The organism is Nostoc sp. UHCC 0251, from assembly GCF_034932245.1.
Taxonomy (GTDB): domain Bacteria; phylum Cyanobacteriota; class Cyanobacteriia; order Cyanobacteriales; family Nostocaceae; genus Nostoc.
This window is the reverse complement of record NZ_JAYGHD010000314.1, coordinates 1-11,502: the sequence shown is the minus strand read 5'-3', so window position 1 is coordinate 11,502 and position 11,502 is coordinate 1. Positions and strand designations below refer to the sequence as shown.

Annotated in this window: 10 protein-coding genes; 4 read left to right on the top strand and 6 right to left on the bottom strand. The window is 42.4% G+C overall.

Annotation, left to right across the window (positions count from 1 at the left end):
• Position 1: 1 nt before the first annotated feature.
• Positions 2-1,672, bottom strand: coding sequence for an efflux RND transporter periplasmic adaptor subunit (locus VB740_RS25100; protein ID WP_323202586.1), 1,671 nt, complete (start codon positions 1,670-1,672; stop codon positions 2-4).
• 574 nt (positions 1,673-2,246) lie between these two features.
• Positions 2,247-2,948 carry a DUF305 domain-containing protein gene (locus VB740_RS25095; RefSeq protein WP_323202585.1) on the bottom strand — a complete coding sequence of 234 codons (702 nt, stop codon included), beginning with the start codon at positions 2,946-2,948 and terminating at the stop codon, positions 2,247-2,249.
• Positions 2,949-3,337: 389 nt separating this feature from the next.
• On the opposite strand from VB740_RS25095, the gene VB740_RS25090 reads away from it, so the two are divergent.
• Positions 3,338-4,240 carry a polysaccharide deacetylase family protein gene (locus VB740_RS25090; RefSeq protein ID WP_162398317.1) on the top strand — a complete coding sequence of 301 codons (903 nt, stop codon included), beginning with the start codon at positions 3,338-3,340 and terminating at the stop codon, positions 4,238-4,240.
• A 402-nt stretch (positions 4,241-4,642) separates the two neighbouring features.
• A complete protein-coding gene (gene fldA / locus VB740_RS25085) occupies positions 4,643-5,155 on the top strand; it encodes a flavodoxin FldA (protein ID WP_323202584.1) in 513 nt (170 codons plus the stop codon).
• Between the two features lie 72 nt (positions 5,156-5,227).
• Here the strand turns inward: fldA and VB740_RS25080 are convergent, their stop codons facing one another.
• From VB740_RS25080 to gorA, 3 genes are all read right to left on the bottom strand, one after another.
• Positions 5,228-6,565, bottom strand: a complete 1,338-nt coding sequence (locus tag VB740_RS25080) for a copper oxidase (protein ID WP_323202583.1) — start codon at positions 6,563-6,565, stop codon at positions 5,228-5,230.
• A 2-nt stretch (positions 6,566-6,567) separates the two neighbouring features.
• Positions 6,568-7,518, bottom strand: coding sequence for a DUF4396 domain-containing protein (locus tag VB740_RS25075; protein ID WP_323202582.1), 951 nt, complete (start codon positions 7,516-7,518; stop codon positions 6,568-6,570).
• A gap of 226 nt (positions 7,519-7,744) precedes the next feature.
• Positions 7,745-9,088, bottom strand: a complete 1,344-nt coding sequence (gene gorA, locus VB740_RS25070; RefSeq protein WP_323202581.1) for a glutathione-disulfide reductase — start codon at positions 9,086-9,088, stop codon at positions 7,745-7,747.
• 275 nt (positions 9,089-9,363) lie between these two features.
• Between gorA and VB740_RS25065 the strand changes: the two genes are divergently transcribed.
• A complete protein-coding gene (locus VB740_RS25065) occupies positions 9,364-9,717 on the top strand; it encodes a four-helix bundle copper-binding protein (RefSeq protein WP_323202580.1) in 354 nt (117 codons plus the stop codon).
• A 318-nt stretch (positions 9,718-10,035) separates the two neighbouring features.
• Complete coding sequence (locus tag VB740_RS25060) at positions 10,036-10,314, top strand: hypothetical protein (RefSeq protein ID WP_323202579.1); 279 nt, start codon at positions 10,036-10,038, stop codon at positions 10,312-10,314.
• Here VB740_RS25060 and VB740_RS25055 read toward each other — a convergent pair.
• Positions 10,311-11,396: a site-specific integrase gene (locus VB740_RS25055; protein WP_323202607.1), complete on the bottom strand. Its 1,086-nt coding sequence runs from the start codon at positions 11,394-11,396 to the stop codon at positions 10,311-10,313. The two genes, VB740_RS25060 and VB740_RS25055, sit on opposite strands and share 4 nt — an antisense overlap.
• Between the last annotated feature and the right edge of the window lie 106 nt (positions 11,397-11,502).

Here is an 11,502-nt window from a genome sequence, read left to right as displayed (position 1 = left end):
TTTATTGTTGAGTATTTTTACTAATAATTATGACTTTTGGTTCTTCATGAGGCGCGCGGTGGTTATCATCTGAGTTTGTAGAACCATTAATAGAATCTTCTGGTACATCATAGGCAAATTCTGCTCCTACTGGAACGAGTTGAGGCTTGCTGCGACGACCTGCAATGAAAGCTACAGCAGCTATTGCAACTCCTCCACCTGTTCCTAGCAACCACAGCGGTACTGGTAAGGTAGGCGTTTTAACTTCAGTCGCTTGTACAGGAGATTCTTTTGTCTCACCTGTTGGCTTAGTACCACCCCGCAACGATTGTGCGTAAAGTTGTGGTGCGCGTTGAGTGACAATCATATCCCCTTCAAATAAGCCACTCTTAACTTCAACCATATCTCCAGAGGTTTGCCCTAAAGTTACTTCAACTGTTTGGTAAGCATTACCATTTTGCACATAAACAACTTTCTTTCCATTCGCGTCAACCACTGCTGAGTTAGGAATAGCTGAAATAGCAGAGGACGTTTGGTCTGTTAAGACTTCTAGCTCCGCGAACATTCCGGGTTTGAGTTGTCCGCTTGAATTCTCTATTTCTGCTTGTACTGGTACAACTCGTGTTTCTCCTTCTACTACCGTTCCAATCCGGGAAATTCGTCCAGAAAAGGTACGATCAAGCACACTAGCTACTTTTAGAGTCACCCTTTGACCAGTTTTTACCTTGCTTAAATCTTTTTCATAAATATTAGCTGTGGCGAAAAGCCGACTGTCATTGGCAATCGTCATCAATTTACCACCTGCATCATTAAAAGTTTGACCAATAGTAACTTCTCTATCAGCAACCTTACCAGAGATGGGAGCGGTTACTGTTACTAGTCCCTTAGCATTGGGAAGGTTTCCCAGTTGAGCAAGTCGAGTTTGATAACTAGTATTACTGCGATTAATATTTGACTTTGCTAGCTGAACTGATGCTTGAGCGCGTTTAAGTTGATTTTCTGCCCCGATAACGTCCCGACGGCTGTTAGCTTTAGTAAGTTCAGCTTTTGCCTGCGCTAGCTGGGTCTGGGATTCTAAAGCATTGCGTCGGGGTAAAGCGCCTTCAGTGGCTAACTGTTTGTCTTTGTTGTACTTTTCTTGAGCAAAATCAACTTGACTCTGTGCTTGGGCAATTTCAGAGTCAGCTATTTGTTGATATCTTCGGTAATTTTGTTGAGCCAGTCTTAAGTCAGCTTCCGCCAGTTGTAAATCAGCTTGACCTTGTGCTAATTTGTCCTGAGATTCCACACGTAACGTCACCAAACCTGGACTAGTAACAACAGCAACAGGTTGACCTTTCTTTACTGACGCACCTGGTTCCACCAACAATTCAATAACTTTCGCCCCTTCAATTGGGGTGGTCACTTCTACTTTTTGGTTAGGAAGAGTCTCTATTTGTCCAGTAGTTTTAATGCCAATAGCTAACCTTTGACGTTGGACTGGCTCGACTTTAATCCCTAACCGTTTGGCTGTGTCGGCATCAACCTGAATAGAATTATTAGTTGAAGTGGCTTCACTTCCTCCTTGAAATTCGTCTCCATGTCCGCCATGAGCCAGAACAACTGCGGGACTTGCTAATAACAGCAGGCTCAGGAATGTGCCAGAAACATAACGAATAGCTGTAGGTGTTTGGGAACACAGAGAGTTAGACATCGCTACTAAAAATCCTTGAGTATGGGAGGGAAGAAATTGCGAACAGTCAAAAATACTTTTAAGTTTTAGAAATACACTCTTTTACTAGTCTTTCATTCAGAAATGAAATTAGGATGAAATCAAGTTTTGACCGCTCTGAGAATGACATCACTCTAAACACAACTGGAATTCAGGAAAGCAAGTGTTCCCTATCTATTTGGCATTGGATACTTGCATCATGCTTCACATAGATACTTTTGCTTACCTTCAGGTGACGCTCTTACTGACGCTGGACTACTCGCTAACACCAGTTCCCTAGCTTGAGAAACCTTTTAGGGTGAAGCTCTTAACGTCGCTACCACTGAGTTTGCGGAGCGTCACCGTACCCCTCCGGGGATCTTGCTACGCGCAGCGTCCCGTAAAGCTTGCGGCATAGCTACGCTTAGGGCGCAGCCTCTCGTAGAGAAGGGAAGGAGAAGAGATAGCCAGCCAGTTCCCTACGGCGGGTTTACCGCCCACCCTGCGGTTTCTGCGTACTCCTGCAAAGAAGCAAGCTACGCGGAGCGTCCCGTAGGGAAGCAGTACAGGACTAGACTCACTGGTTATACCAAGTTTTTCGCCACTGTTTCATTTGGTTAATCTCTACTTGCTGTGAATCAATGATACTTTGAGCTAATTTCTTGATTTCAGGACGCTTAGATTTGCTCAATGCATCTTGAGCCATTGTAATTGCACTTTCATGATGGGGAATCATTGCATTTATGAACCGCAAGTCAAACTCAGCATCGGCGGCTCCCAAGTCCATATTCATCATCATGCCTTGCATCTGCTGGTGAGGCATTGAGACTGTTTTACCTGTTTTCGCATCATAAGCCACCGGGGTACTGCTTGCTCCTGGATACCAAGCTGTGCGCCACTGTTTCAACTGGGCGATTTCTTGATCTTGAGCTTTGATAATTTCCGAAGCCAGCTTTTTGATTTCAGGACGTTTTGATTTCTCCTGTGCAACCTTCGCCATGTCCACTGCTCCTTGATGGTGCGGAATCATTGCGTCAATAAACCGCAAATCATAATTAGCATCGGCTGAACCTAAATCCATTGCCATGTTATGGTTCATCATGCTACCACCATGATTCATCGGTTGCTTGTCGCTAGTATCAGTAGCGGTGGTAGTAGGGTTTGATGCTTGGTTTTGGGAGTTGGGTGTAGAACAGGCTGTTAACAAACCGCTAGGAACAGAGGCGATCGCTACTAAGCTCAATGACAAAAAGCTATTTTTCAGAGTAGAAAGTTGCATAGTGATTATCTAAATGTTTCCTGATTTCATTTTGCAATCTCCAGTTTGCTGGAGAGTCAACCCTTTAAGTGATTTATTTTTTGCTTAAGTAATAAAATCATCTAAGTAACTGATTGCTGACAATGCAACTGTTGTACTTACTAGATAGTTTGACAGCCGAAGATGAAATTAGGATGAAATTAAAGGTTCCTGCTCTTGGCAAAGACTAGCTACAAGAAATTAGAAGATTGTAGTACATTACTACAAAACCTAAAGTTCTAATTCTTTTGTGACACCTCGCTTTGATTTGCCGACCTTAGCTCCAGAGTTTAGATATGGCAAATAATTATGTTATGGAAGTAACGTATTTCAAATAATTTGCGTTTATAGTAAACATAAGTAAATCTAATATGATAAAGCTAAAATTATTGATTGGAGGAATAGTACTCATCCCGCTAGTCGCTGTCTTATGTGACCTTGGTTTCAGAAGATTTTGGTTTTCAGAACGCTCAGACCATCAAACATTAGTCAAAAAACCAGAACAACTCAGTGCCAGCGCGGTGAGCAATCAGCATAGTTTGGCATCTAATAAAGCTATTGTTGCACAAGTGAACAGTTACATCTTTACAGTCCCTAATGAGTTTCAGGGAAAAATCATTCAGCAGGCACAGCTGAGTAAACCAGACAAAGTTATTGCACTGACTTTTGATGATGGCCCCGCACCTAAATACACGCAACAAGTGTTGCAAATCCTGAAGCAACAAAATATTAAAGCAACGTTCTTCTGTGTGGGAGAGATGGTGCATTATTTTCCCCAAATTGCCAAGCTAGAGGTAGCCGATGGCCACGCGATTGGTAATCATACGTGGCATCACTGGTATCGGCATATGAACCTGTCTGTTGCTGCGCGTGAGATTGAGTCCACCGCAACAGCTATTTACCAAATTATGGGAGTAAAAACTTTTCTGTTTCGTCCGCCTTATGGCATCCTCAACAATGGTGTAGCTGATTACGCTCAAAAGAATAATTACGCTGTTCTCATGTGGTCAGATGACTCGATCGACTATCGCCGTCCTCCAGTATCCAGACTCGTCAATAATGTGCTGAAGGACGCAAAGCCTGGTGGCATAGTACTGATGCATGATGGTGGTGGCGATCGCTCACGCACTGTTAAGGCTTTACCACAAATTATCGCTTCACTCAAACAGCGTGGTTATCGGTTTGTAACCATACCAGAATTGTTAGAAATACAGGAACAAAAAACACCGTTGGTAACAACAGCACAGTTTCATAAAGGGAATAAAGGTACATAAAATATCAACTCATTACTTTACCTGATGCAAGCTATCTGTATTCTTTTTTTATACAAATTATCTTGTTTTAATTACTTACTTATAAATTTAGATTAAACATTCTTGAGAAAATACTCAAACATCCATATATACATATCAAGATGAAATTAGGATGAAATAATTATCAGCCGTTGGAAATAAATTACAATCATGCCATTAGGAAGATGAAGTTTACCCTTGGAACCTCTTAAGTTGAGGCGAGAAAGTTTTGTCATCAGATGTGTATGGCGATAGCATAAATTATTTATCCTTTTGCTTAGTATAAGGTGATAGTACGCAGATACGACAGCGGCTTCAAACTAGAGTAGTGACCGCATAAACACAACGCAAAACAATCACTACAAGAAAAATTAAGGAGGGAGAATGGCTAATATTGGTTTATTTTTCGGCACTCAAACAGGTAATACTCAAACTGAAGCGGAAACAATTCAAAAGGAATTTGGTGGAGAAGACGTAGTAACGTTAAATGACATTTCACAAGCTGAACCAAATGATTTGAAGGATTACAGTTATATCATCATCGGTTGCCCTACCTGGAATATTGGTGAATTGCAAAGTGATTGGGAAGATTTCTATGATGAGCTAGATAACATTGACTTTGGTGGCAAAAAAGTTGCTTATTTTGGAGCAGGGGATCAGGTTGGTTATCCTGATAGCTTTCAAGATGCAATAGGGATTTTGGAAGAAAAAATTTCAGAAAAGGGTGGTGAAACAGTTGGCTATTGGTCAATAGATGGTTATGAATTTAGTGAATCTAAAGCCGTCCGCGATGGTAAATTTGTAGGTCTAGCGCTTGATGAAGATAATCAGTCTGACTTAACGAATGAACGAATTAAAGCTTGGGTTGTTCAACTCAAACAAGAGTTTGGTTTATAGAGGAGTATAAAGTCTCGTACTGAAAAGGTGCAGTTCTGAACTAGCTCTTTCGGTCAGTAAAGCTTCTTTAATTCAGGTAACGTTAATAATCATTGTTAAGCCACCTCCACCTTCTACCTCAACGTTATCGTTTGTTGCGTGATGGGCAATGTGACAGTGCAGCAACCATTTACCCCGATCGCGAGCTGTCCAAATTACGTCGTAGCGTTCACCGGGAGCTACATTGATAGTGTCCTTTTCAATTTGGGCAACGGCGGGTAGAGGATTACCGTCTGTTTCAATAATTTTGAATGGGCCGCCATGAATATGCATTGGATGGATGAAGGCATTATTTGAACCAATAAAGCGAAAGCGGATTCTCTGACCAATTTTGGCGTTTATAGTTTGGGTAGAGGGATAAGCTTTACCATTAATCGTGAAGAAGTTAGGCATTAGCCCTTCCATCGGCATTGCTGGGAAGGTGTAGCCTTGCTTTACTGTCCACTCCTGAAGCTGAACCACAAAGTCTTGATCGGAGGCTGGAGTTTCTGGTTTATTCTTGGGATCGATAATTAATGCACCGTACATCCCTAAAGTTTGCTGGCGGTCTACATCTTTGTGAGAGTGGTAAAAGTAAGTGCCTGCTTGCTTGACAGTGAATTCGTAGACATAGCTTGCACCAGGTGCAATTGGCTTTTGGGTAACATCGGCTGGCCCGTCCATATTGTTAGGTAAAATCATGCCATGCCAATGTACTGTGGTTGATTCTGGTAAGTTGTTCTTGACTACAATCCGGACGCGATCGCCTTCAGTAACTCGAATCCGCGGCCCCGGAACTTGACGGTTGAAAGCATAAGCAGCTACCTGAACATTTGGTAGGATATTCCATTTGATCAAAGAAACATCAAGATTAAAGACCTTCACACCATTCTCTAGCTTAGGCGTTAGAGTCTGATCCCCCCGTGCATCAACAGGGGCAGTGTAGGCTATTTTTGTCAAGTCTACTGCTGCCATGTCTGCCATTGCTTCGATGCTCATATCAGAGGTCATAATCATTCCTGGAGGCATGACTAAACCATTCATTTGAGTGACACTACTCATGGGTGCAGGCGATAGCGATGATATTGGAGTCGGAAATTTGGTGCCACTCATATTCATCCCAGGCATTGACTTGTTGTCGTTATTCATATTCATCCCAAGCATGGATTGGTTGCCCATATTCATTCCCGGCATGGACTCAGGCTGCATATTCCTAGCACTCATGGTAAAGTTGCCGTAGAGTGCGGCGATGAAAACACCAAATGCTAAGGCTAATAGTGTTAACAGCGTCACTGCTAAAAGTTGCGATCGCGTAGCTTTGGGTTTCATTGACATACCCGCGTGCGAATCGCCAGCAGAAGAATTCATCTCTATATTTCGACGGGTTTTCATGGTTACATTCCTTCCATAAACTGGTCTGTATCAGCATTGGGTGCAGGCACTTTATCGGAAGTTGCTGTAATTTGTTCTCTTTCAGCAGCTAAACTGTGACCACCTTTACCTAATGCCCGGACGGTTCCCATGCCATGTTTTAGACCTACGGTAACCAGCCACATATTGACGGGAAAAGCAACTACAAATCCGACTAAAGTTGCTAAAGACATCACACCCCAAAACCGAATTGAGGTTGGCTCCATCGCTGTCATATCACGGCTCATCAGGATGACCATTACTGGAATCATTCCTGCCATCACCGCATTCATTGAAAGCCATTCCGGCATAAAAGAACGCCGGACGGCTTTGAGATATGAACCACCCAGCATATCTTTCATAAACAAAGATTGAAAAACTAACAGCCCAAAAGCAAAGCCGAAAAAATACTCAGAAATTACATCAAGCCACATGGGTAGTCCGAGGGTCATGGTAATTGCGGCAGCAACGATAATTCCCGTTGCATCACCAGCTAAACAGTGAATTGTCGAACCAACGGTCTGTTTCCACAATGGCTTGACAAACTTCTCATGCTGCATCGGGGCTGGTTCCTTACAAGACAGAATGTACAGCGCTGCGCCAATTACTCCTGTGTAGAGAGTCACTAATAGCCATCCCCACTTCATTACAGTTAGTTCAGGATTACTGGTGAACGCATCCCAGGCTACATAAACCACTGACAGGACTGTCAGACCAAACCAAACAATCAAAACAGTATCAATCAAAGCAGAGCTTTTGAAGTTTGCCTCATTCATGCCAGACATATCCATGCTGGGCATATTTGAGTTGATCGCAGGCTGAGATAAAGGGGGACTTTGAGCAATAGAATTGGGAATGCTCTCAATAGAATTAGGTGACTTTTGACTTACTCCCAAGCGTGGCGTTATTAGCACTAATCCTAGAGTTAGTGTCAATAAAACTATCCTTAAAATTGATTTGGAGCGCATATTTACCTTTGAATTTACAGCAAGCCACTTCTTAAAAAGCGTCTTTCATTAAGGAGTATTAGCTGGATATAAAAATCAAGTTTGAATCTTGGTAGGTATACTAAGCCTCTAGGCTTTGTTAACCGAGCTTTGGACTAATCTGGATTTTCAGAAATCAAATAGAAATCCTATATACTCTTGTCAGTAGCAAAAATTAGCGCAAGGTGAAAAACTCTTCCGCAGCTGAAGGATGAATACCAATTGTTGCATCAAAATCTTTTTTAGTGATACCTGTCCGAATAGCAAGTCCAAGACATTGAATAATCTCAGCAGCATATTCACCGACCATATGAGCGCCGAGTACCCTGTCTGATTTGTTATCAACTACTAATTTAATCATAGTTTTCTGTTCCGGTTCAGCAATAGCATCGAAAAGAGGTTGAAACCTTTGGGAATAGCAGCGTATTGATTCCCCAAATTTTTCGCGTGCTTTAGCTTCGGTCAAGCCAACCGTAGCCGCTTCCGGTCGAGAAGAAAGTGCTGAGGGAATGCACTCTAAATTCACAGTTCGGGGCTGATTACCAAACACAGTGTCAGCAAAGGCACGACCTGTGGCAATGGCGACAGGAGTCCAATGGGGTCGGTCAGTGCAATCTCCAACAGCAAAAATATTAGCCTGAGTAGTACGGCTGTATTCATCTACTGCAATCGCTCCTTGTTTGACTTGAACACCCGCTTTTTCTAAATTAAGACCACTTAAATTAGGAACTCGACCTATGGCGCTAAGAACGGTATCTACAGTTATAGTGTCTTGTTTATTTCCTAATAAACTCAAAAGTAGACTATCTTGAAATTTATCAATTTTTTCAACAACAGTATTGCAAAAAATTTGAATGCCATTCTTCGTCATACTTTCTTGAACTGTAGTTCTAATATCTTCATCTCGACCTGGTAAAATCCGGTCTTCAGGTACTATTAAAGTAACCTTTGAAATCAACCCATTTAGGCTTCCAGCAAACTTAACTGCTATCTGGTCACTACCAATAATCGCAATATGCTCCGGTTGCTGCTTGATTTCAAACATCTGACGTGTAGTAATAGCATATTCAATTCCTGGAATTTCGGGTTTTACAGCTTCTCCACCTACAGCAATCAATATTTTATTGGCAGTAATCTGGTGTCCCCCAACATCCAAAGTATGAGAATCTAAAAATCTTGTCTCTCCGTAAATTAGGCTTACCCCTGCTTCTTGAAGATGCTGAATATGCAATTTGTTCAAATGTTGGATCGCTCGGTCTTTAGCTGTCATAAATTTATGCCAGTCAATGCGATCGCTCACTTTATCCCAACCATATTCGTCAGCATCTTCAAAAACATGGGAAAAACTAGCAGCATATGCCATCAGTTTCTCTGGAATACAGCCATGAATTACACATGTGCCACCTACTTGGTCGCGTTCGGAAATTAACACACGAGCACCATGAGCAGCAGATTGTCTAGCGGCAGCAACACCTCCAGGGCCTGCACCAATTACAAAGAGGTCATAATCAAAGCTCATAAATTATTAATTCAGTTTCTAAGACACTATATTTCCCTATATTTTTAGCTTTCCACACAGTGATGAAATTAATATGAAATCCTTGGAATTTTAATTAAAAAATAGTTATGCATATTCAAATGAAATCAGCATGAAATTTCCTTATGTCATTAGTAATAAATATTTCTTGTGCCATTAGGTAGACGCAAGCATATTAGTTATTTTTTAATCTGAGAGCGCAGAGGCATAAATACTGTCTCATGTGAAATTTACGACTTGAAATCGGAGGTATAATTATGACGACAGCTCAATCTCACCAATCCTTACTTGAAACTTGCATAGAAGCTTGCTTTGATTGCCTACGCGATTGCGAAAACTGTGCTGATGCCTGCTTAAGTGGCAACATGGTACAGATGATGGCTCAATGCATCAAGCTGTGCCGAGACTGTGCTGATACTTGCGCTCTGTGCGCCCGTTTTATGTCTCGTAATTCGGCTCTTCATGGTCAGATGTGCGGAGTCTGTGCTGAAGCTTGCGATCGCTGTGCCAGTGAATGTGAAAAACACGACAGCGACCACTGCAAACGCTGTGCTGCATCTTGCCGTCGCTGCGCCGAGTCTTGTCGCCAAATGGCTACAGCAATGGCGTAAGTATCTGTAATCGCTGACTGCTGGATTGCTAAATAATTAGAATATATACTACACCATGTATTGCGAAGCCAAGTTATGCCAATCATCCACGTAATACATGGAATTCCTCAGAACCACTACCGAGTATTACACGGTATGAGCAGGAGATAGAGAAGCGATTAGCCCAGCTACGCCCGTGAGTAGGATTGGAACAGGAATGGAATGTATGGCATTCAGCTTTGAAACGAAGGCAAAAAATATGTAGCTTTAGCCCAAGAGATTGGCGTAACCGAAAACTCAATAGCAAAGTGGAAAAAAAGATGGACATCTTGTACCATCTTGTCAGAAACCCAGGAGTCGGCGATCGCCAAAGCTAACGAGGTATTAGGTGTAAACATAGGCAGACCTAAGAAGTGCAAAAGTACAGAGGCGAGCAAAATCGTCGAAATCAGCGAATGGAGCAAGAACCGAAAACCCAGTCGTTCAAAGCACCATTACCATACACAGGTAGCTGAGGAAGCAAAGAGTAGGGGGTTGCCAGCACTATCGCTTAAACAAACATCCCCGAACATGATCGCCAAAAGTGGACAAGACCCGAAAAATAGGTCTTTCAATTAAAATCTCGGCAGCACTGTACCCGTGCCCGCACCCTTCTTGGAACGAACATACGTCTTTGTCGTATCTGTTTTACTATGCCCCAACTGGTCTTGCACCTCAAACAGCGGTTTACTATCCACAGCCCTGGATGCGTGAGAATGCCGCAACCAGTGACACGAGAATTTTACCTTTGCAACCTCAGAAATATCTTGAATCACCCGCTTAATCGCCCTATCGCTCAACGGCAACCCTCTTTTTGCTGGGTCAGGCGACACATTTGGAAAAACTGGTGCGCTATCACGAGCCGTACCTCGATACTTTTTGAAAACGAGCGAAGTCTTGTGGTCTAACCCTATCTCGCGGTACTTCCCACCCTTTCCTCGAAACTTAATTGTATAGTATCCCCGCTGTCTATCCTCCGGTATGGGGTCGGGATACCACTGAAAGTTATGCCAATATAAACCCGAATAATCCTCCCTAGGTTTAAGAGGTTCATCACCTGGAACCGTCACTCTACCAACCTCACCGACACGCATCCCGCTGTAAAAAAGCAAACAAAATACCAGCCAGTGAATTCCTCCTAAATCCTTAGCAGCCGAAGCCAACTTTGCCATCTCCCAGTCTTCAAGATATCGGTCGGCTTTAGGTAAATTGCTGAAATTTTCGTAAGAAATCGTACTTGCAATATTCCGTAAAAAATAACCAATACTCTCCCCACTACCGTAACTCCACAAGGAACGCAGCATCAAAATGTGGTTAGATTTGGTATAAGGGGAAACCTCACCCCAACTATTAATAAAATCAAGTAACTTTGGCTGCTGCACTAATCGTAAATCTGGTATACCTTCAGAGAGTACCCATCTGAGTAATTTTTGACCGAAGCTATAGTATTTACGCTTAGTTTGTTCGCGGTTCTGCGATCCCGCCCAAGCCAAAATTAACTCATGATCATTACTAACAGCAGGAGTACGGTAGTAGTATCGCCTAATAATTTCCTCAACCATTTCAGGAGTAACCTGCTGACTGGTAGCTTTAATTACACTCTCTTGATGGTTGGGAGAAAGAATTTCTACAGAATTAACACCAGTATCAGCAGTGTCCATATAAAAAAATAGGTTACTTTCCAATATATATTTAACTTCCTGGAAGTCCGTTTTCAGGAAGCTTTTATATTCTACGACAGCGCAGTGAATATACTGCCCGCACTCT